Annotated in this window: 21 protein-coding genes; 9 read left to right on the top strand and 12 right to left on the bottom strand. The window is 73.0% G+C overall.

From position 1 onward, the window contains the following. Positions 1-159: 159 nt before the first annotated feature. Positions 160-339: a DUF6104 family protein gene (locus ACZ4SV_RS01165; protein ID WP_010476542.1), complete on the top strand. Its 180-nt coding sequence runs from the start codon at positions 160-162 to the stop codon at positions 337-339. Between the two features lie 383 nt (positions 340-722). Here ACZ4SV_RS01165 and ACZ4SV_RS01160 read toward each other — a convergent pair whose 3' ends face one another. The 5 genes from ACZ4SV_RS01160 to ACZ4SV_RS01140 all read right to left on the bottom strand — a co-directional run bounded on the left by ACZ4SV_RS01160 (position 723) and on the right by ACZ4SV_RS01140 (position 8,194). Continuing rightward, positions 723-938 (bottom strand): hypothetical protein, encoded by a 216-nt coding sequence (locus ACZ4SV_RS01160; RefSeq protein ID WP_468000508.1) that lies wholly within the window; start codon positions 936-938, stop codon positions 723-725. A 462-nt stretch (positions 939-1,400) separates the two neighbouring features. Continuing rightward, positions 1,401-5,240: a multifunctional oxoglutarate decarboxylase/oxoglutarate dehydrogenase thiamine pyrophosphate-binding subunit/dihydrolipoyllysine-residue succinyltransferase subunit gene (locus tag ACZ4SV_RS01155; RefSeq protein ID WP_365878025.1), complete on the bottom strand. Its 3,840-nt coding sequence runs from the start codon at positions 5,238-5,240 to the stop codon at positions 1,401-1,403. A 302-nt stretch (positions 5,241-5,542) separates the two neighbouring features. Continuing rightward, the gene (locus ACZ4SV_RS01150) at positions 5,543-6,667 is read right to left on the bottom strand and encodes a sensor histidine kinase (protein ID WP_365878027.1); all 1,125 of its coding nucleotides are present in this window, start codon (positions 6,665-6,667) and stop codon (positions 5,543-5,545) included. Further along, positions 6,664-7,404: a response regulator transcription factor gene (locus ACZ4SV_RS01145; protein WP_171152889.1), complete on the bottom strand. Its 741-nt coding sequence runs from the start codon at positions 7,402-7,404 to the stop codon at positions 6,664-6,666. Before ACZ4SV_RS01145 ends, ACZ4SV_RS01150 begins: the two co-directional genes overlap by 4 nt. 112 nt (positions 7,405-7,516) lie before the next feature. Then, complete coding sequence (locus ACZ4SV_RS01140) at positions 7,517-8,194, bottom strand: spermine/spermidine synthase domain-containing protein (RefSeq protein ID WP_468000505.1); 678 nt, start codon at positions 8,192-8,194, stop codon at positions 7,517-7,519. Positions 8,195-8,365: 171 nt separating this feature from the next. Between ACZ4SV_RS01140 and lon the strand changes: the two genes are divergently transcribed. Beyond that, positions 8,366-10,795, top strand: coding sequence for an endopeptidase La (lon, locus tag ACZ4SV_RS01135; protein WP_468000503.1), 2,430 nt, complete (start codon positions 8,366-8,368; stop codon positions 10,793-10,795). Positions 10,796-10,911: 116 nt separating this feature from the next. On the opposite strand, the gene ACZ4SV_RS01130 is transcribed toward lon, so the two are convergent. Then, positions 10,912-11,778 carry a lysozyme gene (locus ACZ4SV_RS01130; RefSeq protein WP_468000501.1) on the bottom strand — a complete coding sequence of 289 codons (867 nt, stop codon included), beginning with the start codon at positions 11,776-11,778 and terminating at the stop codon, positions 10,912-10,914. Between the two features lie 238 nt (positions 11,779-12,016). Here ACZ4SV_RS01130 and ACZ4SV_RS01125 point away from each other — a divergent pair, with 238 nt between their 5' ends. Then, the gene (locus ACZ4SV_RS01125; protein WP_365878037.1) at positions 12,017-12,508 is read left to right on the top strand and encodes a MarR family winged helix-turn-helix transcriptional regulator; all 492 of its coding nucleotides are present in this window, start codon (positions 12,017-12,019) and stop codon (positions 12,506-12,508) included. Between the two features lie 61 nt (positions 12,509-12,569). On the opposite strand, the gene ACZ4SV_RS01120 is transcribed toward ACZ4SV_RS01125, so the two are convergent. Then, entirely contained in the window at positions 12,570-13,358 is a 789-nt protein-coding gene (locus tag ACZ4SV_RS01120; protein ID WP_468000498.1) for a protein phosphatase 2C domain-containing protein, read from the bottom strand. Positions 13,359-13,742: 384 nt separating this feature from the next. Here ACZ4SV_RS01120 and ACZ4SV_RS01115 point away from each other — a divergent pair, with 384 nt between their 5' ends. From ACZ4SV_RS01115 to ACZ4SV_RS01095, 5 genes are read left to right on the top strand one after another with little or no spacing between them, the layout of a single operon-like run. After that, on the top strand, positions 13,743-16,541 hold the full coding sequence (locus tag ACZ4SV_RS01115) for a sensor histidine kinase (protein WP_468000496.1): 2,799 nt from the start codon (positions 13,743-13,745) through the stop codon (positions 16,539-16,541). Next, complete coding sequence (locus tag ACZ4SV_RS01110; RefSeq protein ID WP_365878043.1) at positions 16,538-17,035, top strand: roadblock/LC7 domain-containing protein; 498 nt, start codon at positions 16,538-16,540, stop codon at positions 17,033-17,035. Before ACZ4SV_RS01115 ends, ACZ4SV_RS01110 begins: the two co-directional genes overlap by 4 nt. Further along, positions 17,032-17,457, top strand: a complete 426-nt coding sequence (locus ACZ4SV_RS01105; protein WP_365878045.1) for a DUF742 domain-containing protein — start codon at positions 17,032-17,034, stop codon at positions 17,455-17,457. The genes ACZ4SV_RS01110 and ACZ4SV_RS01105 overlap by 4 nt, the downstream gene beginning before the upstream one ends. Then, positions 17,438-18,091: a GTP-binding protein gene (locus ACZ4SV_RS01100; RefSeq protein ID WP_365878047.1), complete on the top strand. Its 654-nt coding sequence runs from the start codon at positions 17,438-17,440 to the stop codon at positions 18,089-18,091. Before ACZ4SV_RS01105 ends, ACZ4SV_RS01100 begins: the two co-directional genes overlap by 20 nt. A gap of 23 nt (positions 18,092-18,114) precedes the next feature. Continuing rightward, complete coding sequence (locus ACZ4SV_RS01095; protein WP_397940171.1) at positions 18,115-19,368, top strand: styrene monooxygenase/indole monooxygenase family protein; 1,254 nt, start codon at positions 18,115-18,117, stop codon at positions 19,366-19,368. On the opposite strand, the gene ACZ4SV_RS01090 is transcribed toward ACZ4SV_RS01095, so the two are convergent. The 4 genes from ACZ4SV_RS01090 to ACZ4SV_RS01075 form a co-directional block, all read right to left on the bottom strand. Further along, positions 19,341-20,411, bottom strand: coding sequence for a C40 family peptidase (locus tag ACZ4SV_RS01090; RefSeq protein ID WP_468000493.1), 1,071 nt, complete (start codon positions 20,409-20,411; stop codon positions 19,341-19,343). The genes ACZ4SV_RS01095 and ACZ4SV_RS01090 overlap by 28 nt on opposite strands. A gap of 131 nt (positions 20,412-20,542) precedes the next feature. After that, positions 20,543-20,845, bottom strand: coding sequence for a hypothetical protein (locus ACZ4SV_RS01085; RefSeq protein ID WP_397940168.1), 303 nt, complete (start codon positions 20,843-20,845; stop codon positions 20,543-20,545). Positions 20,846-20,849: 4 nt separating this feature from the next. Continuing rightward, positions 20,850-21,506 (bottom strand): TetR/AcrR family transcriptional regulator, encoded by a 657-nt coding sequence (locus ACZ4SV_RS01080; protein WP_468000490.1) that lies wholly within the window; start codon positions 21,504-21,506, stop codon positions 20,850-20,852. Positions 21,507-21,589: 83 nt separating this feature from the next. Continuing rightward, on the bottom strand, positions 21,590-22,528 hold the full coding sequence (locus tag ACZ4SV_RS01075; protein ID WP_468000488.1) for an AurF N-oxygenase family protein: 939 nt from the start codon (positions 22,526-22,528) through the stop codon (positions 21,590-21,592). Between the two features lie 171 nt (positions 22,529-22,699). On the opposite strand from ACZ4SV_RS01075, the gene ACZ4SV_RS01070 reads away from it, so the two are divergent. Further along, positions 22,700-23,575: a hypothetical protein gene (locus tag ACZ4SV_RS01070; protein ID WP_468001281.1), complete on the top strand. Its 876-nt coding sequence runs from the start codon at positions 22,700-22,702 to the stop codon at positions 23,573-23,575. 107 nt (positions 23,576-23,682) lie between these two features. On the opposite strand, the gene ACZ4SV_RS01065 is transcribed toward ACZ4SV_RS01070, so the two are convergent. Continuing rightward, a complete protein-coding gene (locus tag ACZ4SV_RS01065) occupies positions 23,683-25,140 on the bottom strand; it encodes a penicillin-binding transpeptidase domain-containing protein (RefSeq protein ID WP_468001279.1) in 1,458 nt (485 codons plus the stop codon). Positions 25,141-25,147 lie beyond the last annotated feature (7 nt).

Here is a 25,147-nt window from a genome sequence, read left to right as displayed (position 1 = left end):
CCGGCGGCACCGGGCCGCGCCCCTCCGCGCCCCCTCCGTCTCCGCCCGCGCCTGGTCGCTGGAGGACTGCGCCCGCCCGCGGCTAGGTGCGTGCGGCCGGGGCGCTTAGGGTGGTGGGGAGAGTTGCCGGCTGGATGTTTGCGCAGGAGACGTGCCCTTATGTACTTCACCGACCGCGGTATCGAGGAGTTGGAGAAGCGGCGTGGCCAGGAAGAGGTCACCTTCGAGTGGCTCGCCGAGCAGCTGCGCACGTTCGTGGACCTGAACCCCGACTTCGAGGTGCCCGTGGAGCGGCTGGCCACCTGGCTCGCGCGGCTCGACGACGAGGACGACGAGTAGCGGCGAGGGCGACGCGTAGCCCGGGGCGGAGCGCGTCCGGCCGGCCGGACCAACCGGGCCGGGCCCCCGGACCGGACCCCCTGGGCCGGCCGAACCAGCCGGGCCGGCGGACCGTCCCGGTGCGGCCGAGCAGCCGCTTCCGGTCTCAGGGGCGATCGTCGGCCGTATGGTTCCCCGGTCCCGTCTTGCCTTCACCGTGTCCCTGACCTGGACCGAACCGGCCACGACGGCGGACGGCTCGGATCCCGCGGCTCCGGGCGGGGCGGTCGTACCGCCGCGGTCCCCGGCCCCGGGCGCCGTATGAGCGCCTTCGAGGAGCTGGTGCGCCCCTCTCGCGCGCGCATCGGCGCACCTGGTGACGGGCATGCAACGGAACGTGACGCTTACTGGGGTTCGGGGTTCTTCATCGCCCCGGGCTGGCTGTTGACCTGCGCCCATGCCGTGGGCAAGGGGGGAGCCGCGGTGTGCCGAGGGGAGAGCGCGTTCAGCGTGGCCTGGCAGGAGCGCACCGCCGCCGGCGCCTGGGAGCCGCGCACCGGCACCGGGACGGCCGCCGTGGTCGTGCCCCGGCCCGGCGGCACGGGCCCGGCCCCGGCCACGCCCCCCTTCCGCGGCGCCGGGCCGGACCTCCGGCCCCGGCCACGGTCCCCCGCGGCGCCGGTCCGGGCTGGCGGTCCCGGCACCGCCGGCCCCGGCACCAGGCCGGGCGTCGGGCCCCGACCCCGGCCCTCCGCGGCGCCGATCCGGGCCGGCGGCCCCCGCACCGCCGCCGGCGCCTGGGAGCCGCGCACCGGCACCGGGACGGCCGCCATGGTCGTGCCCCGGCCCGGCGGCACGGGCCCGGCCCCGGCCACCCTCCCCGCGGCGCCGGACCGGACCTCCGGTCGGCGCCACGCCCCCCGCGGCGCCGTGCGGGCCGGCGACCCCGGCACGGCCGTCCGCGGCGCCGGGCCGGGCCGGCGGCACCGACCCCGGCCCTCCGCGGCGCCGATCCGGGCCCGGACACACAGAAGGGCCCGGTGCCGAGTGGGAACTCGGTACCGGGCCCTCAGGCGGGACGGCTAGGCGTCGAAGACCTCACGCACCAGTTGCTCCTGCTCCGCCTGGTGGCGCTTGGCGGAGCCGACCGCCGGGGACGAGCCGTGCGGGCGCGAGATGCGCCGCAGCCGCTCGCCGGCCGGGATGTCGGCGCCGACCGCCAGGTCCAGGTGGTCGATCAGGTTGAGCGCGATGAACGGCCAGGCACCCTGGTTCGCCGGCTCCTCCTGCGCCCACAGGTACTTCTCGGCGTTCGGGTACTTGTTGACCTCCGCCTGGAGCTCGTCGCCCGGCAGCGGGTACAGCCGCTCGATGCGGATGATCGCCGTGTCCGTGACGCCGCGCTTGACCCGCTCCGCCTCCAGGTCGTAGTAGACCTTGCCGGCGCAGAAGACGACCTTGCGGACCGCGGCCGGGTCCACCGTGCTGTCGCCGATGACCGGGCGGAACCCGCCGGTCGTGAACTCCTCCGCCTTCGACGCCGCCGCCTTAAGACGCAGCATCGACTTCGGGGTGAAGACGACCAGCGGCTTGTGGTGCGGGTTGTGCACCTGCCAGCGCAGGAGGTGGAAGTAGTTCGACGGCGAGGTCGGCATGGCCACCGTCATGTTGTTCTGCGCGCAGAGCTGGAGGAACCGCTCGGGGCGCGCGGAGGAGTGGTCCGGGCCCTGGCCCTCGTAGCCGTGCGGCAGGAGCAGCACGACACCGCTCGTCTGGCCCCACTTCTGCTCGGCCGAGGAGATGAACTCGTCGACGACCGTCTGGGCGCCGTTGACGAAGTCGCCGAACTGCGCCTCCCACATCACCAGCGCGTCCGGGCGGGCCAGCGAGTAGCCGTACTCGAAGCCCATCGCCGCGTACTCCGACAGCAGCGAGTTGTAGACGTTCAGCCGCGCCTGGTCCTCGGCGAGGTACTGCAGCGGGGTGTACTCCTCGCCGGTCTCCCGGTCGATCAGCACCGCGTGGCGCTGGCCGAACGTGCCGCGCTGGGAGTCCTGGCCGGCCAGCCGGACCGGGGTGCCCTCCAGCAGCAGGGAGCCGATGGCGAGGGTCTCGCCCATGCCCCAGTCGATCGTGCCGTCCTCGACCATCGCCGCGCGCCGCTGGAGCTGCGGCTGGAGGCGCGGGTGGACGGTGATGTTGTCCGGGACGTTGACCTGGGACTCGGCGATCCGCTTGACGACCTCGGCGGAGACCGCGGTCGGGACCGTGACCGGGAAGCCGTCCTGCGGCGCCTGGACGTCCCCGGCGGCCGGCTGGGAGGTGGCCTCGCGGACCTCCGTGAAGACCTTCTCCAGCTGGCCCTGGTAGTCCTGGAGGGCCTGCTCGGCCTCTTCCAGGGTGATGTCGCCGCGACCGATCAGGGACTCGGTGTACAGCTTGCGCACCGAGCGCTTCTTGTCGATCAGGTCGTACATCAGCGGCTGGGTGAAGGCCGGGTTGTCCGACTCGTTGTGACCGCGGCGGCGGTAGCAGATGAGGTCGATCACCACGTCCTTGTTGAACGCCTGGCGGAACTCGAAGGCGAGCCGCGCCACGCGGACGACGGCCTCGGGGTCGTCGCCGTTGACGTGGAAGATCGGGGCCTCGATCATGCGGGCCACGTCCGTCGCGTACATGGAGGAACGCGAGGACTCGGGGGCCGCGGTGAAGCCGACCTGGTTGTTGATGACGATGTGGACCGTGCCGCCGGTGCGGTAGCCGCGAAGCTGCGACATGTTCAGGGTCTCGGCCACCACGCCCTGGCCCGCGAAGGCCGCGTCGCCGTGGATCGCCACCGGCAGGACCGTGAAGTCCGTGCCGCCCTTGTTGATGATGTCCTGCTTGGCGCGGGCGACGCCCTCCAGGACCGGGTCGACCGCCTCCAGGTGGGAGGGGTTGGCGACCAGCGAGACCTTGATCTGCTCGCCGTCCAGGCCGGTGAAGGTGCCGTCGGCGCCCAGGTGGTACTTCACGTCGCCGGAGCCGTGCATCGACTTCGGGTCGAGGTTGCCCTCGAACTCGCGGAAGATCTGCGCGTACGACTTGCCGACGATGTTGGCCAGCACGTTCAGCCGGCCGCGGTGGGCCATGCCGATGACGACCTCGTCCAGCCGGGACTCGGCGGCGGAGTCGATCACCGCGTCGAGCAGCGGGATGACGGACTCGCCGCCCTCCAGGGAGAAGCGCTTCTGGCCGACGTACTTGGTCTGCAGGAAGGTCTCGAAGGCCTCCGCCGCGTTCAGCCGGCGCAGGATCCGCAGCTGCTCCTCGCGCTCCATCCTGGAGTGCGGGCGCTCCACGCGGTCCTGGATCCACTTGCGCTGCTTGGGGTCCTGGATGTGCATGAACTCGATGCCGGTGGTGCGGCAGTACGAGTCGCGGAGCACGCCGAGGATGTCGCGCAGCTTCATCATCGACTTGCCGGCGAAGCCGCCGACGGCGAACTCGCGCTCCAGGTCCCACAGGGTGAGGCCGTGCTCGACGATGTCCAGGTCGGGGTGCTTGCGCTGCTTGTACTCCAGCGGGTCGGTGTCGGCCATGACGTGGCCGCGGACCCGGTAGGAGTGGATCAGCTCGAAGACGCGGGCGGCCTTGGTGACGTCGTCGTCGTGGCTGGCGTCGATGTCCTTGAGCCAGCGGACCGGCTCGTAGGGGATGCGCAGCGCCTCGAAGATGTCGTCGTAGAAGCCGTTCTCGCCGAGCAGCAGGTTCGCGACGTTGCGCAGGAACTCGCCGGAGGCGGCGCCCTGGATCACCCGGTGGTCGTAGGTCGACGTGAGCGTCATGACCTTGGAGATGCCGAGCTTGTTCAGGGTGTCCTGGCTGGTGCCCTGGAACTCCGCCGGGTAGTCCATGGCGCCGACGCCCATGATCACGGACTGGCCGGGCATCAGCCGCGGCACGGAGTGCACGGTGCCGAGGCCGCCGGGGTTGGTCAGGGAGACCGTGACGCCGGAGAAGTCGTCCATCGTCAGCTTGCCCTCGCGGGCGCGGCGGACGATGTCCTCGTAGGCCTGCCAGAACTCGAAGAAGTTCAGCGTCTCGGCCTTCTTGATGGCGGCCACGACGAGCTGGCGGTCACCGTTGGGCTTGACCAGGTCGATGGCCAGGCCGAGGTTGACGTGCGCCGGCTTGATCAGGGTCGGCTTGCCGTCCTTGACGCCGAACGCCCAGTTCATCGCGGGCATGGCCTTGACGGCCTGCACCATCGCGTACCCGATGAGGTGCGTGAAGGAGATCTTCCCGCCGCGGGCGCGCTTGAGGTGGTTGTTGATGACGATGCGGTTGTCGAACAGCAGCTTCACCGGGACGGCGCGGACCGAGGTGGCGGTCGGCATCTCCAGCGAGGCGTCCATGTTCTTCGCCACGGCGGCGGCCGGGCCGCGCAGCGTGACCAGCTCGGGGCCCTCGGGCGCTTCCTTCGCATCCTTGGCGGGAGCGGGAGCGGGCCGTGCGGCGGCCTTCGGCTGAGCGGGCGCCTGTGCGGGTTGCGCCGGCTTGGCCGGGGCGGCCTGCGCCGCGGGAGCGGGGGCCGCGGGGGCCGGTGCCTGCGCGGGGGCCGGGGCGGCGGCCTGGGCGGCCGGGGCCGGGGCGGCCTGCGCGGCCGTGCGGGAGGTGGTCTCCGCGGCCCCCGTGGCCGCGGTGCCCGCCGGGGCCGGGGTGGCAGGAGCCCCCGGCTTGTAGTCGGCGAAGAAGTCCCACCAGGCTCGGTCCACCGAGTTCGGGTCCTGGAGGTACTGCTGATAGATCTCGTCGACGAGCCATTCGTTCGCACCGAACGCGGCGGCGGGGTTCTTCCCGGCTCGGTCGTCGGTGGTGGGGGTACCGCCCGGCCGGAGGCCGGGGGCGCTCGATGAGTTACTGGGGGACTGTGGCGACACGGCGGCAACCGCCCTCTTCCGCTTCACAAGGTGATGGACAGCGGGAATAAAGGCTACGCCTCCCTGGCGGGGAAGGTCAGGTCGAGCAAGGTCATCGTCGTGTAAGTCACATCGGAAATCTTGTTTCGGGGCTTGATATGGCGGGAAACAAGCGTGGTTCGGCAGGTGAGAGGGTGCGCCGGCACGGGCCCGGCGCACTGTCGTTCGACGTGTGCCCGGGCCTGCCCTGATCACACGTGTCCGCCTGCGCCGAGCGGCGGCGGCCCCGTCGTGGATCTTGAGCTTCCGGTGCGGACTGTACGTCAACCCGGCAGGGAAGTCAGTCCTGGGAGAGTGACGATGATCCGGCAGCCCCGCTCGGATTCGGCCACACCGATCCGGCCGCCGTGCAGATCGACCGCCCACCGGGCGATGGCCAGCCCCAGGCCCGTGCCGCCGTCGCTGCCCGGGCCGTGCGGCCGGGTGACGGCACCCCGGTTGAACCGCTCGAACACCCGGTGCCACTCGGACCGGGGGATGCCCGGGCCCTCGTCCAGGACCTCCAGCACCAGTGACTCCGGCTGCGGCCCGCGCCGCGCCTTCACGGTCACCCGGCCGTGCGCGGGACTGTGCTTGACCGCGTTGTCTATCAGGTTCGCGACGACCTGGTGGATGCGCTCGGGGTCCGCGTGCGCGGTCAGCTCCGGCGGCGAGACGTCGAGGTGCAGATGGACGTCCTTGCGGGTGTGGCTGCCCGAGCCGGAGGCGATGCCCGCGCGCGCCGAGGCGACCATGTTGGCCTCCTTCAGCACGCCCGACAGATACGGCCACACCTCGAACCGCCGGGTCTTCAGCGGGACGACGCCGTTGTCCAGCCGGGACAGGTCGAGCAGGGTCTCCACCAGCCGGCCGAGCCGCTCGGTCTGCTTCAGGGCCGTCCGCATGGTCTCCGGATCGGCCTCGGTGACCCCGTCGACGATGTTCTCCAGCACCGCGCGCAGCCCGGCGATCGGGGTACGCAGCTCGTGCGAGACGTTCGCCACCAGTTCCTTGCGCTGGTTGTCCTGGGCCTCCAGCTCGTCGGCCATGACGTTGATCGTCTGGGCCAGGTCGCCGAGTTCGTCGCGGCGGTGCTCCTTCACCCGGCGCGTGTAGTCGCCGTGCGAGATGGAGCGGGCCACCGCGTTCATCTCGTCCAGCGGCATGGTGAGCGAGTGCGCCACGAACTGCGTGATGAGCAGCGTGGCGATCATCGAGAAGACCGTGATGAAGCGCAGCTCCGTCTTGGTGTGCACCGCGACGATGGACAGCCCGGTGGTGATCAGCACCGCGATGACGACCAGCACGCCCAGCTTGGTCTTGATCGAGAACGGGCGAACGCCGCCCCAGGATTCCTCGCCGAGGGTCCCGGGGCTCCTCCGTGCGGCCTGGCGCCCGCCGCCGCTCACGGGGTCGGTGTCTCCAGGGCGTAGCCCACACCGTGCACGGTGCGGATCCGCTCGGCGCCGATCTTCCGGCGCAGCGCCTTGATGTGGCTGTCGACCGTGCGGGTGCCGGAGGCGTCCGCCCAGTCCCACACCTCGGCGAGCAGCTGCTCCCGGGAGAGCACCGCGCGCGGGGTGTTCGCCAGGCACACCAGCAGGTCGAACTCGGTGGGCGTCAGGTGGACGTCCTCGGACTTCACCCGCACCCGGCGCTGGGCGTGGTCGATCTCCAGTTCGCCCAGGCGCAGGATGCCGGACCGGGGCGTGGTCGCGGCCAGCGCGGCCCGCTCCACCCGGCGCAGCAGCACGTGCACACGGGCCGCCAGCTCCCGCATGGAGAACGGCTTGGTCATGTAGTCGTCGGCGCCCACGCCCAGCCCGACCAGCATGTCCGTCTCGTCGTCCCGCGCGGTGAGCATCAGCACCGGCACCGGCCGCTGGGCCTGCACCCGCCGGCACACCTCGAGGCCGTCGAAGCCGGGCAGCATGATGTCGAGGATCAGCAGATCGGGCTGCCAGGCCTCGGCCGTGTCGACGGCGGCCGGACCGTCCCCCGCCGTTTGCACCAGGAATCCCTCGGCACGGAGCCGGGCCGCGATGGCGTCGACGATCGTGGGATCGTCCTCGACGACCAGCACCCGGCGCTGTGCGCCGGGGGTGGTCGTCGCCGCGCCGCTCTGGGAGGTGTGTGTCTGCTCCATCGCCCGCCCCTGTTGTTGCTTTCCGGAATCCGTGGGGTGATCCCATGTCTGCGTTTGACGCTTGAATGATCCGCGTCAGGGCAGCACATTACGGGGACTCACCGCGCTGTCGCTATCCAGGCCGGACGGCGAGGTGGACGGCGTCGGGAACGCCCCGGGCAACCGGCACCTCTTCGGTACGCACCTGCTGGAACCCGGCATTCCGCAAGGTTCCTTCAAATTCCGGAGAGGGCTCGGCCGACCACACCGCGAGCACCCCGCCGGGTCTCAACACCCGTGCGCAGGCGGCGAGTCCGTCCGGTGAGTACAGGCCGTCGTTGTCCTCCGTGACGGTCCAGCCGGGGCCGTTGTCGATGTCGAGGCACAGCGCGTCGAACGTGTCGGATGTCTCATTGACGTACGCCACGAGATCGGCTCGTACGATCCGGGTGCGCGGGTCGGCGAGTGCGGCGGCGGACAGCGCGGACAGCGGGCCGTCCCGGTGCCAGTCGATGACGGCGGGCTCGCGCTCCACCACGGTGATCCGGCCCCAGCGGGGATTGGCCGCGGCGTGTGCGAGCGAGAAGCCCACGCCCAGCCCGCCGATCAGCACCTCCGGCGCCGGGCGGCCGTCCAGCGCGGTGCGCGCGGCGTCCACCAGCAGGCGTTCCGAGCGGCCGTCGGAGGTGTCCATCAGGAAGCAGCCGTTGGCGATGATCTGCAGCAGCGCGCCGTGCCGGCGCAGCACCACCTCGCCGTACGGGCCGTCGCGCCGGTCCAGGACCACGGGAGTGTCGTACACGGCAGTCATGGCCCCCATCCTGCTCGAACAGGGCCGGACGTTCACGGGAATTGCGCGGGACGTCCACGGACGAGTGGCGGCCGGCAGGTGATCGCTCAGAGCGAACACCGCTTCGGGAACATCGGGAGCCGCCAGAACATTGAGTCGGCATAGCTCAAGTTGACTGCCTAAGGGGAGATCATGGCTGCTGAGTCACCGGCGTTCACGCTGACCCTGCCCGTGCTGCCGCTCGACGACGAGGTCGTACTGCCCGGCATGGTGGTGCCACTGGACCTGAGCGACGCCGAGGTGCGGGCCGCGGTGGAGGCCGCGCAGGCCGCCGCCCGTTCCGAACCCGGCAAGCCCAGGGTCCTGCTGGTGCCGCGGATCGACGGCACCTACGCGAAGACCGGCGTCCTCGGCACGGTGGAGCAGGTCGGACGGCTGGCCGACGGTGACCCCGGGGCCCTGGTCCGCGGCCGCAGCCGGGTCCGTATCGGCGCCGGCACCACCGGACCGGGCGCCGCGCTCTGGGTCGAGGGCGCAAGCGTCGGGGAGAGCGTGCCGGAGCCGCTGCCGGGCCACGTCGCCGAACTGGTCAAGGAGTACAAGGCGCTCGCCACCACCTGGCTGAAGAAGCGCGGCGCCTGGCAGGTCGTGGACCGCGTCCAGGCCATCGACGACGTGTCCGCGCTGGCCGACAACTCCGGCTACTCGCCGTTCCTGACCACCGACCAGAAGGTCGAACTGCTGGAGACCGCCGACCCGGTGGCCCGGCTCCGGCTGGCCACCCAGCAACTGCGCGACCACCTCGCCGAGCAGGAGGTGGCCGAGACCATCGCCAAGGACGTCCAGGAGGGCGTCGACAAGCAGCAGCGCGAGTTCCTGCTGCGCCGTCAGCTCGAGGCCGTCCGCAAGGAGCTGCGCGAGCTGAACGGCGAGAACTCCAGGGATTCGGCCGAGGAGAGCGACGACTACCGCGCCCGCGTGGAGGCCGCCGACCTGCCGGAGAAGGTCCGCGAGGCCGCGCTGAAGGAGGTCGACAAGCTGGAGCGCGCCTCCGACCAGTCGCCCGAGGGCTCCTGGATCCGGACCTGGCTGGACACCGTCCTGGAGATGCCGTGGAACGAGCGGACCGAGGACGCGTACGACATCCAGGGCGCCAAGGCGGTGCTGGACGCCGAGCACGCGGGCCTGGAGGACGTCAAGGAGCGCATCACCGAGTACCTGGCCGTGCGCAAGCGGCGCGCGGACCGCGGCCTGGGCGTCATCGGCGGGCGGCGCGGCGGTGCCGTGCTCGCCCTGGTCGGCCCGCCCGGCGTCGGCAAGACCAGCCTCGGCGAGAGCGTCGCCCACGCCATGGGCCGCAAGTTCGTCCGGGTCGCCCTCGGCGGCGTCCGCGACGAGGCCGAGATCCGCGGCCACCGCCGTACGTACGTCGGCGCGCTGCCCGGCCGGATCGTGCGGGCCGTCAAGGAGGCCGGCTCGATGAACCCGGTGGTCCTGCTGGACGAGATCGACAAGGTGGGCTCCGACTTCCGGGGCGACCCGGCCGCCGCCCTGCTCGAAGTCCTCGACCCGGCGCAGAACCACACCTTCCGGGACCACTACCTGGAAGTCGAGCTGGACCTGTCCGACGTGGTCTTCCTCGCCACCGCCAACGTCCTGGAGGCCATCCCGGAGGCCCTCGCCGACCGGATGGAGATCGTCCGCCTGGACGGCTACACCGAGGACGAGAAGATCGTCATCGCCCGCGACCACCTGCTCCCGCGCCAGTTGGAGCGGGCCGGCCTGGACCGGGCCGAGGTCACGATCGACGACAGCGCGCTGCGCAAGCTGGCCGGCGAGTACACCCGCGAGGCGGGCGTGCGCACCCTGGAGCGGTCCCTCGCCCGGCTGCTGCGCAAGGTCGCCGCCCAGCACGAACTGGGCGAGCGGGAGCTGCCGTGCACGGTCACCGACGGCGAGCTGCGCGGGCTGATCGGCCGGCCGCACCACGTGCCCGAGTCCGCCCAGGACCCGGCCGAGCGCCGTACGGCCGTCCCCGGCGTGGCCACCGGGCTCGCGGTCACCGGCGCCGGCGGTGACGTGCTCTTCGTGGAGGCGTCCCTGGCCGACCCGGAGACCGGCGCGGCGGGCCTGACCCTCACCGGTCAGCTCGGGGACGTGATGAAGGAGTCCGCGCAGATCGCGCTGAGCTTCCTGCGCAGCCACGGCGCCGAGCTGGAGCTGCCGGTGGCGGGCCTGAAGGACCGGGGCGTGCACATCCACTTCCCGGCGGGCGCGGTGCCCAAGGACGGTCCGAGCGCGGGCGTCACGATGACCACGGCCCTCGCCTCGCTGCTCTCCGGGCGGCTGGTCCGCACCGATGTGGCCATGACCGGCGAGGTCTCGCTGACCGGGCGGGTGCTGCCGATCGGCGGCGTGAAGCAGAAGCTGCTCGCCGCCCACCGCGCCGGGGTGACCACCGTGATCATCCCCAAGCGCAACGAGCCCGACCTGGACGACGTCCCGGCCGAGGTGCTGGACACGCTGGAGGTGCATACCGTGGCCGATGTCCGCCAGGTCCTGGAGCTGGCTCTCGCGCCCGCCACGAGCGCCGCGGAGCCGGAGGTTCCCGTGGCGGCGTGACGGACGTCACGGGACGGCGGGGCCCGGGTTCCGTGAGGAAGACCCGGGCCCCCGTCGTGTGCCCGGAACGCCCCCGGGCGGCCGGCCGGGGGCACCGGGCGCGCCCGGGCGGTGCCTCAGCCGTTGGCGAGGGCCTGCACCCGGTCCAGGGCGCCGTTGAACTTGTCGTGGTCCCCGACCGTCGGCCCGGAGGAGGTGTACTGCCACATCGTGTAGTACGACCAGCCGGCCGGCAGGGTGCCCGGGTCGGCGGCGTAACGGGCAATCCACAGCGGGTTGTTCACCGCGAAGCCGCCGTAGTTGCCGGTGCACTGGGTCCACCAGCTCGTGGCCGTGTAGATCACGGGGTCCCGGCCGGTGCGGGCCTTGTAGGCGGCGAGGAAGTCGGCGATCCAGGCGACCATCTGGCTCGCGGTCTTGCCGTAACAGGCGGCGCCGTAGGGGTTCCACTCGATGTCGAGGGCGCCGGGCAGGGTCTTGCCGTCGCGGGACCAGCCGCCGCCGTGGTCCACGAAGTAGTTGGCCTGGGTGGCGCCGCTGGTGGTGTCCGGGGTGGCGAAGTGGTAGGAGCCGCGGATCATGCCCACGTTGTAGGCGCCGTTGTACTGCTGGGCGAAGTACGGGTTCGTGTAGTACGTGCCTTCCGTCGCCTTCGTGTACGCCCAGCGGACCCCGCTGCCCCACAGGGTGGACCAGGCGACGTTGCCCTGGTAGCCGGAGACGTCCACGCCCTCGGTCTGGGTGGCGTCGCCCGTGCTGGGCGTGCCGTCCCGGCCGTCATGGGCGAGGACGCCCATGCCCATGTAGGCGGAGCCGCGGGCGGGCGTGCTCGCGGCCTGCGCGGAGGCGAGCGGGAGCGTGAGGGACAGGCCCGCGGCCAGTGCCGTGACCACGACGGCGAGGCGGCGCGGGGAGCCGAAGGTGAGGCGGCGGGAGAGGCGGGGGCGGGTGCGGCGGGCGGAACCGGGTCTGAGCACGGTCATGACGTGCCTCCGGGGAGGGGAGCGGGGAAGCGGGCGGGGTCGTGGGGGGCTGACCGCGTGCCACTGGCGTGGGCATGCCATTCGTCGCGTGATAAAGAAGCTACGCACGTAGATGACGGCGTGGAAGGGGGTCCGGACGACGCCGTTGGTCTACGCCTGCGAAATACTGGCGGAGCTGCGGTGATGGCGACGTGTGACAGAAACTTTCAGGACTGCGAAACCGATCAGGGGTGCTGACGTGCACGAGGACGCAAACGACGGCGCGCTGCGCGCCGCCGGCCAGGCGACGCCCAGTGGTGCAGACCAGGAATTCCTGTCGCTGGAGCGCGAGTTGACCGTACTGCTGCGGCGAGCCCGGGCCAGCCAGGCCGAGATGGCCCGGGAGGTCCACCCCGACCTGGAGTCCTCCGCGTACGGCCTGCTCATCCGGCTGGACGAACTGGGCGGCCAGCGGGCCACGGAACTCGCCGCCTACATCGGGGTCGGCAAGGCCACCATGTCCCGCCAGTTGCGCGCCCTGGAGGAGCTGGGCCTCGTCGCCCGCGAACCCGACCCGGCCGACGGCCGCGCCTGGCTCGTCACCCTCACCGAGGAGGGCAGCCGCCGCGTCGGCACCGTCCGCGAGGCCCGCCGCGCCCGCTACGTCCGCCAGCTCGCCCACTGGGACCGCCGCGAGGTCTCCGAACTGGCCCGGCTGCTGCACGAGCTGAACGGCGTCATGGCCAGATGACCGCCCCGCCGCCGGCTCCCCGCGCCCGGGCGGGCCCGGCCGCCGCACGCCTTGGGGCGCCTCACAGCTCCGCGTAGACCACCGTCGCGTCGTCGTGCGTCTTGCCCCGCCCCAGGAACGCCCGCCGCTCCCGGTCCGCCGTCTCCAGCTCCCGCACCCGCTCGACCAGCGACCGGGCACCCTCCTTGGCGACCACCTCGAACAGGGCCGTCCAGTCGCCCGCGCCGAACGTCTCCGTCCAGCGGGCCGCGCCGTCCGTCAGCGCGGCCAGCGCCCGGACCGCGTGCCGGGGCAGCACCCCGGTGACCGCCCGCGTGTGGACGGCCGGATCGGCGGCGGCCGTGAAGAAGCCGCCCTCCTTGTTGCGCAGCCGCGTGTCGACCAGGGCCTCCGTGGCCAGCGCGGCGGGCGGGAGCCGGGCGAGCCGGTCGTCCAGCACCGGGGTGACCCCGCCGTCGGGCCCGCACAGCAGCAGCGCGGCGTCGGACAGCACCAGGTACTCGACCTCCGCGGCGGACCAGCGGGCCAGGGCGACGGTTGCCTGAGGCGTCCGCGGGTGAGAAAGGTCACAGGTGTCCGCATGGGCGTCGGCGGTACGCCGGATCGCCCGCGCGAGAATCTCCGCCAGCGTCAGATCTCGGCAGGAAACGGTCAGTTCGGTCAGCGCACCGCCCAGCCGCGCCGTGAACCAGTGAACGGAATGCAGACAGCCCGTCCCGCCCCGGGGCGGGGTCACTCCGTCCAGGACGATCGCGCAACCTCCCTGTCCGCAGGCGGGTAGTCCGACACCGGCGAAGTCCTCGTTGGGGCGGCCCGGGTCGCCGGGTTCCGAAACAAGATCAGTGCGCATCCGGCCAGTCTGCACGAGCCCTTCACATGGCGCGCCAACGGCCGGCAAGCACCGGTGGAATTCCGCGACCTCGCAGGTCAGGCGCCTGATTTGGGGGGGAATAGGGCAGTCCGGGAAGGCGTGGTGGCGAATATTGCCAAAGCCTGCCGCGCGCGTCCAACCGGCCCGCCGCGGGGGAGCCGGGCACACGCCAGAGGAACTTGCCCGCCAACTCCCCTCCGATGTTCACTCCTTCGGGTGGCGGGTCAGGTGATGCGCGACCACTGCCCACCGGCGCTGGGAGGGTCGGGAACCATACGAACCGGGTGTACGCACCACCTGGCACCGAGCTGACGGGGTGCCACCCGGACCCCTGGGTAGACGAGTTCAGGAATGCGAGCACCGGTGCAGAAAAAGCGGCCTCGGCGCACAGGCAGTCAGACGGCCCCCGCGGGGACCGTCCCCGAGACACCCATGGGCACCGGTCGCCCCCGCCATGTGCGCACCCGGCTGATCGTCGCCGTCGCCGTGGTGGCCGCCGCCGTGGCCGGGGCCGGCGCGCCCGCGCTGCTCGGCGCCTCCGGGGACGTCGGCGACTCCCAGGAGCTGGTGACGCTCGCCGCCCGCACCCAGGACGCGCTGACGCTCGCCCACTCGCTCGCCGACGAACGCGATCAGGTCACCTCCTACGTCGCGGCCGGCCGCCCCAAGTCCAAGGCGCCCTCCGAGGACCGCAGCGCCCGCGTGGACCGGCAGGTCCAGGAGCTGCGCGCCGACACCGACACCCCGGCGGACCTGCGCACCGCCCTGGACCGCATCGGCGCCGTCCGCCGCGCCGCGCTCACCGGCAAGGACGACGCCCTCCAGACCCACCAGGCGTACACGGCGGCCATCACCGAGCTGCACCGGCTGGCCGAGGAACTGGCCGAGCGGACGCCGCCGCGGGCCGGTTCCGGCGCGCACGCCCTGGCCGAGCTGGACTCCGCCGTCCAGCAGTCCGCGGCCGCCCGCGGCCTGCTGCTGGCCGCGCTGAACGTCCCGGGCGGCACCCAGACGGTGACCGACCCCGTCACCGGCCTGCCCACCACGACCGCCACCGGCACCGACGAGGACCGCAAGCGGCGCGACGCGCTCACCGCCGCCGCCCAGCAGGCCCGGCTGCGCGCCGACGCGGCCCTCGCCGGCTTCCGGGACACCGCGCCCAAGGCGGCCGTCGACTCCTACGACTCCACCGTCACCGGCGCCGAGGTCAACTCGGCCGAGAAGTACCTGGCCGCGCTCACCGACGAGCCCACCCTCGCCGACAGCGAGCTGACGACCAGTGCCAAGAAGCTGGACGCGGCCCTGTCCGCCCGCGTCGACCTGATGCGCGGCGCCGAGTCCGCGCTCTACGACCACCGCACCAAGGACCTCGAGAAGCTGCGGGACGACGACGTCACCGCCCTGGAGGTCCGGGTCGCCGTCCTCGGCGTCCTGCTGCTGGTCGCGGTCGGTGTCGCCACCGCCATGGCCCGCACCCTGACCCGCCCGCTGTCCGTCCTGCGCCGCGGCTCGGCCCGCCTGGCCGGGGCCGAGGACCCCACGGCCCAGGAGCCGATCGCCTTCACGGGCCGCAACGACGAGTTCGCCCAGGTGGTCCGCTCGGTCAACGCCCTGCACGCGCACGCCGTCGCCCTGCACGAGCGGGTGGGCACCCTGGAGACCGACCGCAAGCACCTGGTGGGCCAGCGGCAGAAGATGGCCGACGCCCGCGAGGAGCTGCGCGCCGAACTCGCCGAGTCCGCCGCCCAGCTGGAGCGGCTGCGCACCGGCATCGGCTCCACCTTCGTCAACCTCGCCCTGCGCACCCTGACCCTGGTCGAGCGCCAGCTCGCGGTCATCGAGGGCCTGGAGGAGCGCGAGCAGGACCCCGAGCGGCTCGCCACCCTCTTCAAGCTGGACCACTTCGCCACGGTCATGCGCCGGCACAGCGAGAACCTGCTGGTCCTCGCCGGCACCGAGCACGTCCAGCAGCACCCCGGCCCGGTGCCGCTGGTCGACGTGGTCCGGGCCGCGGTCAGCGAGATCGAGCGCTACGAACGCGTCCGCATCGCCGCCCTGCCGCCGCACGCCCACGTGGCCGGTTTCGCCGCCGACGACCTCTCCCACCTGCTGGCCGAACTCATGGAGAACGCCACCGCGTTCTCCCCGCCCGAGCTGCCGGTGGAGGTCTCCGGCTGGCTGCTGGAGTCGGGCGAGGTCATGCTGTCGGTCCAGGACGAGGGCATCGGTATGGCGAAGGAGCGCCTGACCCGCCTCAACGCCCGCCTCGCCGCGTTCGACCCCGGCTCCGTCCACGACCACGAGGACGGCGACGGCGTCGGACTCGGCCTGTACGTCGTGGCCCGCCTGGCCCACCGCCACGGCGTCCGCGTCCAGTTGCGCGAGCAGAAGCAGGGCGGCACCGCGGCGGTGGTGGTCCTGCCGGCACAGCTCCTCACCGAGGCCCCGCCCGCCGCGCTCCCGCCGCAGGCCGCGGCCCCCGGCGCCACGGGCACCCTCACCCTGCCCGGCGTCGACGCCGAGGCCAACTCCAACGTCCTGCACGCCCGCGCCAAGGACCCCCTGGTCACCCTGGCCGAACAGGCCGTACGCCAGGCGGAGTCCGCGGACGCGGCCCCGGCGGAGCAGCCCGCCCACGAGCAGGCGGCCCGGCCCGCCCGGGACACCGAGACCCGTCCGAAGGCCCCGGCGGAGACCTACGCCGAGACGACGATGGAGCTGCTGCTCCCGGAGGCACCGCCGGAGCACCCGGCGGCCGCCGGCCAGGACACCCCCCGCGAGCCGGCCGCATCCGACGACGACAACCGCACGGAGGGCGGGCCGGGACACCCGGCCGCCGACGACGCGGCCGGGGCGCGGACACCCGCCGATGCACCGCCGGCCGCCGAACCCGCCGAGCCGGAGGAGCGGCTCACCAGCAAGGGTCTTCCCAAGCGCACACCCAAGATCACCGCCCCCACCGCCCCGCCCCGCCAGCGCGGCACCGGCGTCGACGCCGAGGCCCTGCGCCGCCGGCTCGGCGGCTTCCGCCGCGGTGCCGAGGCCGGCTACCGCGACGTGGAGGTGGAGATCGCCGAGAAGACGGCCGGCCACCGGCGGCCGGCCAGCTACGCACACGCCGAAGAAGCCACGGGGGGCACAGCCGAGGAGGCAAGCAGTTGACCGCGCCCACTACTTACGGACTGAGCAGTGAAGCCCGTAACCTGCACTGGCTGCTGACCAACCTGGTCGAGGAAGTACCCGGCATCCAGTCCGTCGCCGTGGTCTCCTCGGACGGACTGCTGCTGCTGTCGTCCGATCCGGCCCACGCGGAGCAGTCCCGCGCGGCCGGTCCGGCGAAGGGCCCGCGCGGCTCCTCCGCCGACCTCGCCACCATCGTCTCCGGCATCGGCAGCCTCACCGTGGGCGCCGCCAAGGTGCTGGACTACGGCGGGGTGAGGCACACGATGGTCGCGATGGACGAGGGCAGCCTGTTCGTGATGTCGATCAGCGACGGTTCGCTGCTCGGCGTGCACGGGTCCGCCGAGTGCGACATGAGCGTCGTGGCGTACCACATGGCCCTGTTCGTGGGCCGTGCCGGGCACGTCCTGACCCCGGAACTCCGCAGCGAGCTGCGGAAGTCCATGGAGACCGAGCCGGCCGGGGGCAGCCGATGAGCGGCACCCCGGACATGGCCGGCAAGCGCCACCTCCCGGTGCGCGGCGGGGACCGCAAACCCGCCCGCGTCCGCCCCTACTCGCTCACCGGCGGCCGTACCCGCTTCGGCCACGTCCTCCTGGTGGAGACGTTCGTGGCGGCGCTGGAGGCCCCCGAGGAGCGCAAGGAACTGACGAACGGCGGCCTCGCCACCCGGGTGATGCCGGAGATGCGGGCCATCGTCGAACTGTGCCGCCGTATGCGCACGGTGGCCGAGATCGCCGCGCTGCTGAAGATGCCGCTCGGCGTGGTCCGCGTACTCCTGAGCGATCTCGCGGACCAGGGAAAGATCCGTGTGTACGGCACCGGGACCGGTCACGGCACCGGCCGCCCGGACCGCGCGCTGCTGGAAAGGGTGCTGAGTGGACTCCGCCGTCTCTGACGCCGCCTCCGTCGGAGGCACGCCCCTCGTCGCCGGGTTCGCCGAGCCGGACGAGGACCTGAAGTCCTGGCAGACGGACCGGACCCGCGCTCCCATCGCGACCAAGATCGTGGTGGCGGGCGGTTTCGGCGTCGGCAAGACCACCCTGGTCACCTCCGTCTCGGAGATCACGCCCCTGCAGACCGAGGCGCTGATGACCGAGGCCAGCGAGGACACCGACGACCTGTCCGCGACCCCGGACAAGCTCACCACCACCGTGGCCATGGACTTCGGCCGCATCACGCTCGACGACGACCTGGTGCTCTATCTGTTCGGCACACCGGGCCAGCAGCGTTTCTGGTTCATGTGGGACGACCTGGTGCGCGGCGCGATCGGCGCCGTCGTCATGGCCGACACCCGCCGTCTGAAGGACTGTTTCCCGGCGCTGGACTACTTCGAGAGCTGCGGGCTGCCGTACGTCGTGGCGGTGAACCACTTCGACGGCAGTGAGCGGTTCGATCCGGCGGACGTGCGGGAGGCGCTGACGATACCCGTGCACGTCCCTGTCATGATCATGGACGCGCGGCGGCGGATCTCGGCCATCGAGACCCTCCTGGCGCTGGTCGGCCACGCGCTGACCGAAACCCCCGAGTAGTCCTGTTAGGAGCCCTCACCCGCATGCGGAAGATACTCGTCGTGGGAGCCGGCCAGTCCGGCCTCCAGCTCGCCCTCGGCCTCCAGTCGCACGGCTACGAGGTCACCCTGATGTCGAACCGGACCGCGGACGAGATCCGTACCGGCCGGGTGATGTCGACGCAGTGCATGTTCCACACCGCGCTCCAGCACGAGCGTGATCTCCAGCTCAACTTCTGGGAGTCCCAGGCCCCGAAGATCGAGGGACTCGGCGTCTCGGTCGCCGCACCGGGCTCGCACGACCCGGGTCCCACCCAGCGGGCGATCGACTGGGTGGGCCGGCTGGACGGGTACGCGCAGTCGGTCGACCAGCGGGTGAAGATGGCCGGCTGGATGGAGACCTTCGCGCAGCGCGGCGGCCAGCTCGTCATCCACGGCGCGGCCGTCGGCGACCTGGACTACTTCTCCCGCGCCTACGACCTGGTGCTGGTCGCGGCCGGCAAGGGCGAGCTGGTGTCCATGTTCGCCCGCGACCCCGAGCGCTCCCCGTACAGCGAGCCGCAGCGGGCGCTGGCGGTGGCCTACGTCCACGGTCTCGGCCCGCGCCCCGAGCACCCGGACTTCGACGCGGTCCGCTGCAATCTGGTCCCCGGTGTCGGCGAGCTGTTCGTCATGCCGACCCTGACCAACTCCGGCCGCGCCGACATCCTGTTCTGGGAGGGCATACCCGGCGGCCCGCTGGACGCCTTCCGCGGGGTCAAGGACCCGGCGGAGCACCTCTCCCTGACCCTGGAACTCATGGAGCGGTTCACGCCCTGGGAGTACGCGCGGGCCACGAAGGTGGAACTCACCGACGCCGGCGGCACGCTGGCCGGCCGCTACGCCCCGACCGTGCGCAACCCCGTGGGCCGGCTGCCCGGCGGCGGCCTGGTGCTGGGCGTGGCCGACGTGGTCGTCGCCAACGACCCGATCACCGGCCAGGGTTCCAACTCGGCGTCCAAGTGCGCGGCGGCGTATCTGGCGTCGATCCTGGAGCGGGGCGACCAGCCGTTCGACGAGGAGTGGATGCGGCAGACGTTCGACCGCTACTGGGCCACCGCGCAGCACGTCACCAAGTGGACGAACGCCATGCTGGCGCCGCCGCCGGAGCACGTGCTGAACCTCATCGGCGCGGCGGGGCAGCTCCAGCCGGTGGCGGACCGCTTCGCCAACGGCTTCAACAACCCGGCCGACTTCGAGGACTTCTTCTTCGACCCGGACAAGGCGGCCGCCTACCTGGGCTCGCTCACCGGGGCCTGACCGCCGCCCCCGCCTCCGGGGCCGGGCCGTACGGCGCCGAGCACCGGGTAGGAGGCGAGCGGCGCGACCGTGACCTTCTCGCCCGGCCTCGGCGCCTGGACGACCTTGCCGTCCCCGACGTACAGGGCCACGTGCGTGGCCTCGGGGAAGTACACGACCAGGTCGCCGGGGCGCAGCCGGTTCAGCGGCACCTTCGGCAGCCGGCGCCACTGCTCCTGGCTGGTGCGCGGGATGGGGGTGCCCGCGTGGGACCACGCCTGTGAGGTGAGGCCCGAGCAGTCGTAGGCGTCGGGGCCCTGCGCGCCCCACCGGTACGGCTTGCCGAGCTGCGCCATGGCGTAGCCGACCGCGCGCCGCGCCCGGGGTCCGGCCGGCCGGTCGTCGGGCAGCGCGCCCGCGGTGGCCAGGCGCCGCTGGGCCGCGGCGACGCCCTGCTCCTCCAGCCGGGCCACGGCCGCGAGCTGCTCCGGGGTGAGGTGGGCCAGCAGACGTTCCACGCCGGCCAGCCGGTCCCGCACCTCGTCGCGCTGCCGCCGCTGCCGGCCGGCCAGGCCGAGCTGGGTGTCGAGGGCCTTGCGGGCCGCGCGGGCCAGCGCGTCCTTGCGCTTCTCCGCCTCGGTCAGCAGGACCACCGTACGGGCCCGTTCGCGGGCCAGTTCGCCGATGACGTGGCCCTCGTCCAGCGCGTGCTGCGGGTCGGGCGCGAACAGCAGGCGGACGTAGGGGCCGAGGCCGTCGCCGCTCTGGTACTGCTGGCGGGCCAGCCGGCCGGCGTCGGTCCGGTGGGCGCCGAGGGTGAGCCGGGCGCGGACCAGTTCGGCGTCCAGCCGGGCCACCTCGGCGCGCTGCCGCTCCAGCTCCTCCGTCGTGGCGTTGTAGGTCTCGGTGGCCTGCTCGGTCTGCCGGTACAGCCGCTGGAGGTCCGTCAGCAGCCGGGCGACGGACGGCTGCGGGTCCGGCGCGGCGGCGGCGGACACGGGCGCGAGGACGGCCTGGGCCGCCACCGCGGCCGTGCCGGCCAGACGCAGGAGCATTCCTGACACGTCATCACCTCCGGGCGGGCGGGGGCGGGCTCTCCGCCTTCCGTCGCACGGTGATAATCAGACGTGACGGTGATCATCCGATGTCCCGGCACACCCTAGGGGCCGAGCCTGGGCGGTCCGGCCCAACGCTGTCACCCGTCCGTGTCACCCGGCTTGCCGGACGGCGCCGGGCGGGGCCGGGACCAGGGCCACCGGAGCCCGCCGCCGGACCGGTCGTCCGGGTCGTAGCGGTACTTCCAGCCCTGGACCAGCCCCAGCCTCCTGCTGTGCCCGCGCGGCTCCCGCCGGTAGACGAGCACCGTGGGCGGGCCGCCGTCCGGGTCCGGGACGGGGATGCGGTACGTCTTCGGCGGGTGGCCGGTGGGGCCCAGCAGGACGGGCAGCACGCGCCCGTCCATGGGGCCGCCCTCGAAGGGGGTGTCCTGGCTCTTCACGGGTTCAGTCTCGGCCATCCCCGGCGAGCGCGCCGACGAGCGCGGCGGTCTGCGGATCGCGGCCCGCGGTGACCGTGAGGACGGCCACGAACTGCTCGACCAGCCAGTCGCGCAGCTCCCCGGCCGGCGGCTGCTTCTCCTCGTCCAGCCAGATCAGGGAGGCCGCCTCCACGGCGGTGATCCACATCCGGACGGTCATGCGCAGCCGGGGGCCGGGCCCGGTGATGCCCAGGTGCCGGTAGATGTGCTCGGCGGCGGACCGGCGCACCCCGTCCACGAGGGCGGTGGTGCGCGAGGTCTCCACCACGCTGCCGCCCTGGAGCAGCGCGCTGAAGCCGGTGCCGTGCCCGTCGACGAAGGCCAGGTAGCGGTCCAGGGCGCGGGACAGGCGGGGCAGCAGCGGGCCCTCGTGCGGCTCGTCGAAGCACTGGCGCAGCTCCTCGGCGGCCGACCCCAGCGCGGCCTCGTAGAGCTGCTGCTTGCCGCCGGGGAAGTACCGGTACACCAGCGGCCGCGACACCCCGGCCGTCTCCGCCACGTCGTCCAGCGACACGTCCTCGGGCGCGCGGTGGGCGAAGAGGGAGAGCGCGGCGTCGAGGAGCTGGCTGCGCCGCTCCTCGACGCTGAGCCGGCGGTACGCGGGAGTGGCCGACGGGGTCATGACGGCCAGCCTAATCGCCGCGGGCGCGCGGCGGCCCCGGCGCCCGCGCCGTTCCAGGCGCCCTGGCGGCGGGCCCGCCGGACCTACGCCAGCAGGCCCGAAGACCGCCACAGGCGGCGGCCCGCGCCCCGCAGGACGCCGATGTCGTCCAGGAAGTCGGTGAGCCGCTTGGCGCCGGTCTGCATGATCTCCCGCCGGTGCGCGCTCGCCTTGACCTGCGCCATCGCCTCCCGCTTGTCCAGGCCCACGTTCGTGTAGACCTCGGGGTTCACGAAGGCGACCGAGAACACCCGGGCGAACTCGCCCGACGTGACCCGGGTGAACTCCTGCGACCACTTCGGCGCGGTCACCATCTGGCGGCGCAGCTCCTCACGGGCGTACCGGACGTGCCGCGCCTCCTCCACCACGTGGATCCGGGTGACGCCCCGGACCAGCGGCTGGATCCGCTCGTCCGGGAAGGTCAGCCGCTGCATCCAGTCCAGCACCTCCTCGCCGAGCAGCGTGGCGGTGAAGGAACCGGGCGTGGTGGAGATGGTCTTGAACAGACGGCCGAGGTTCTGGTGGGCGCGGCTCACCGGGTACCAGGGCGTGCCGCCGCGCGCGATCAGCCGCGCGAACATCTTGGAGTGCCGGCACTCGTCCTCGATCTCGGTGAGGGCGTAGCGCACGTGCGCGCTCGTCGCCGCCTTGTCGTAGATGTGCCGGACGAGCAACTGCATCAGGATGAGCTCGAACCAGATGCCGAGCGAGGCCAGCGCCGCGGCCTCGTGCCGGGAGAGCAGGATGCGCTGCTCCTCGCTCATCCGCTGCCACATCGGGGTGCCGTACAGCGACACCAGCTCCGGCGGCCAGAACCACTTGCCCTCCTCGAAGGGCGCGTCCCAGTCCAGCTCCTTGTCCGGGTCGAAGGAGTGCTTGGCGGAAGAGACGAGCAGCCGTTCGGCCACTTCTTCCCGGTCCTTGAGCAGGCCGAGCGCGTCGCGCAGGCCGTCCAGCGCGTCCGCTTCCGTCAGGGTCGTCATGGCTCCCTCACCTCGTTACCCGGGGGTAGTAGTCCTGCCTCTTATGAGACTGCCTGTCAGCAAGACCGTCAATCCCTTGCGCACGACTTGTTGGCCCGGCGTGTGCGCCGGTTCCGCGGGGGGCGCAGTGCCGGGCGGGCCGCCCGGGTGCAGTAGCGTTTCGGCGTGTCCATGCCTCCTCCGCAGCAGCCGCCGTACCCGGGGCCCTACGGCCAGCAGCCTGCGCAGGCCGCGCCCGGCCCGTACGGACCGCCGTACCCCCGGCAGGCGGCCTACCCGCAGCAGCAGCCGTACCCGGCCCCGCAGCCCTACCCGGCGCAGCAGCCGTACCAGGGCGGGCAGCCGTATCCGGCCCCGCAGCCCTATCCGCCGCAGACGCCGTATCCCGCCTGGGGCGGGCCGCCGATGGGGCCGCCGCCGAAGAAGCGCCGGACCGGACTGGTGCTCGGCATCGTGGGCGGGGTCGTCACGGCCCTCGTCGCCGGCTTCGTGGTGCTCGGCGCGGCGCTCGACAGCGGTTTCCCGGCGGCGGAGCACGAACTCGCCCTGCCGCACAGCCTGCTCGGCACCGAGTACACCCTCGCCGAGGACCTCTCCGGTACCAAGGGCAAGGAGGTCGAGGACGAGGCCGACGGCGCCTGGGGCGTCAAGGACGTCCACGCCGTCGTCGGCCGCTACAGCCCGCCCGGCGACGGCTCCCGGGCCGTGCTGCTCGTGTCCGGCATGTACGGCCGGTTCAAGAACACCGGCTCGATCCGCCGCAACATGCTCAAGGGCGCCGCCGAGGCCGAGGGCGTGACGGTGGAGCGCCCCGCGCGCGACGTCACCCCGTCCGGCGCCGACACTCCCGTGAGCTGTCAGGTGCTCAGCCAGAAGACCGCCGCGGCCACCCTGACCTACGGCGTCTGCGCTTGGGCGGACGGCAACACGGCGGCCGTCGTCGGCGAGGTCGACGGCTCCGTGCGCGACCCCGCCGACGTGGACCTGGCGGACGCCGCCCGCACCACCGTGCGGATCCGCTCGGAGATGCTCCGGCCCGCCGGCTGACCCGGGGCCTCCCGTCCGGAGCATGCCGGGCTCGGCCCGGAACGACAGGCCCGGGGCCTCCCGTCCGGAGCATGCCGGGTACGGCCCGGAACGACAGACCCCGGCGCTCACCGGCCGAGCACGGCCCGCATCACCTCCCGCGCGATCGGCGCCGCGTTCCCGGCGCCGCTGATCTCGCCCCGGTCCGCCGACGCGTCCTCCACCACCACCGCGACCGCCACCCGCGGTTCCGGCGCGTCCTCGGTCCGCGCCCAGGACACGAACCAGGCGTACGGCACCCCGGTGTTGCCGACGCCGTGCTGGGCCGTGCCGGTCTTGCCGCCGACCAGCGCGCCCGGGATGGCCGCGTTGGTGCCGGTGCCCTCCCGGACCACCCCGGCCATCAGCTCCGCCAGCCGGGCCGCGGTGGCCGGCCGCATCACCTGCCGGCCCGGCCGGGCCCCGCCCCCGGCGAACGGCTCGCCGCCGTGCCGCGTGGTCCGCTCCACCAGGTACGGCGGCCGCAGCAGACCGCCGTTGGCGACCGCCGCCGCGACCATCGCCATCTGCAACGGCGTGGCCCGCGTGTTGTACTGCCCGATCGAGGACAGCGCGAGCTGCGCCCGGTCCACCCGGGTGTCGAAGGTGCTGGGCGCCACGGAGAAGGGGATGCGCAGGCTCGTGTCGTTGAACCCGAACGCCTGCGCCGTGGTCGCCATGTCCCGCACGCCCACGTCCACGCCCAGCTTGGCGAAGACCGTGTTGCAGGACCACTCGAAGGCGTCCCGCACCGAGGCGTCCGCGCAGCCGTCGCCCTCGTTGGTCAGCCGCGTGGCGGTGCCGGGCAGCCGGTAGGGGTCCGGGGAGTCGGTCCGCTCGTCCAGGTCCGTGACCAGGCCCGCGTCCAGCGCCGCCGCCGCGGTGACCACCTTGAACGTCGAGCCCGGCGGATAGGTCTGCCGCACCGCCCGGTTGAGCATCGGCTTCTCCGGATCGCTGTTGAGCCGGGCCCATGCCGACGCCACCGCCTCGTTGTTGCCGGACAGCTCCGCCGGGTCGTACGACGGGCTGGTCACCAGCGCCAGGACGCGGCCCGTGGCCGGCTCCACCGCGGCCACCGCGCCCTTGCGCCCGGCCAGCCCCCGGTACGCCGCCTCCTGCGCCCGCCGGTCCAGCGTCGTGACGACGTCACCGCCGGGGTTCAGGGCGCGTGTCACGTCGTTCCACAGCGGCAGCGGCGCGAGCATCGGATCGCTCCCGGACAGCACCGCGTCCTCGGTGTGCTCCAGCAGCGTGGTGCCGTAGGTCTGCGAGGAGAAACCGGTGACCGGCGCGTACAGCGGGCCGTCGGCGTAGGAGCGTTCGTAGCGGAGCTGCTCGCCGGTGTCCAGCGACCCGGTGACCGGCCGGCCGCCCACCAGGATGTTCCCGCGCGGCTGCTGGTAACGGGCGATGGCGGCACGGCGGTTGGCCGGGTTGCCGGTGTACTCGCCGGACTGCACGACCTGCACCCGGGTCGCGTTGGCGAGCAGGGCCGCCAGCAGCAGGGCGCAGAACACGCAGGCGTGCCGGATGTACCGCCCCATCGGCCGC

Source organism: Streptomyces sp. NPDC027672, assembly GCF_055566335.1.
This window is presented reverse-complemented; position numbering and strand designations above follow the sequence as displayed.

Coding starts and splice junctions, on each gene's coding strand:
- ACZ4SV_RS01165 (WP_010476542.1), top strand. CDS start 160: ATGTACTTCACCGACCGCGGTATCGAGGAGTTGGAGAAGCGGCGTGGC.
- ACZ4SV_RS01145 (WP_171152889.1), bottom strand. CDS start 7,404: ATGGAGCAGACACACACCTCCCAGAGCGGCGCGGCGACGACCACCCCC.
- ACZ4SV_RS01140 (WP_468000505.1), bottom strand. CDS start 8,194: ATGACTGCCGTGTACGACACTCCCGTGGTCCTGGACCGGCGCGACGGC.
- lon (WP_468000503.1), top strand. CDS start 8,366: ATGGCTGCTGAGTCACCGGCGTTCACGCTGACCCTGCCCGTGCTGCCG.
- ACZ4SV_RS01130 (WP_468000501.1), bottom strand. CDS start 11,778: ATGACCGTGCTCAGACCCGGTTCCGCCCGCCGCACCCGCCCCCGCCTC.
- ACZ4SV_RS01120 (WP_468000498.1), bottom strand. CDS start 13,358: ATGCGCACTGATCTTGTTTCGGAACCCGGCGACCCGGGCCGCCCCAAC.
- ACZ4SV_RS01105 (WP_365878045.1), top strand. CDS start 17,032: ATGAGCGGCACCCCGGACATGGCCGGCAAGCGCCACCTCCCGGTGCGC.
- ACZ4SV_RS01095 (WP_397940171.1), top strand. CDS start 18,115: ATGCGGAAGATACTCGTCGTGGGAGCCGGCCAGTCCGGCCTCCAGCTC.
- ACZ4SV_RS01080 (WP_468000490.1), bottom strand. CDS start 21,506: ATGACCCCGTCGGCCACTCCCGCGTACCGCCGGCTCAGCGTCGAGGAG.
- ACZ4SV_RS01075 (WP_468000488.1), bottom strand. CDS start 22,528: ATGACGACCCTGACGGAAGCGGACGCGCTGGACGGCCTGCGCGACGCG.
- ACZ4SV_RS01070 (WP_468001281.1), top strand. CDS start 22,700: ATGCCTCCTCCGCAGCAGCCGCCGTACCCGGGGCCCTACGGCCAGCAG.
- ACZ4SV_RS01065 (WP_468001279.1), bottom strand. CDS start 25,140: ATGGGGCGGTACATCCGGCACGCCTGCGTGTTCTGCGCCCTGCTGCTG.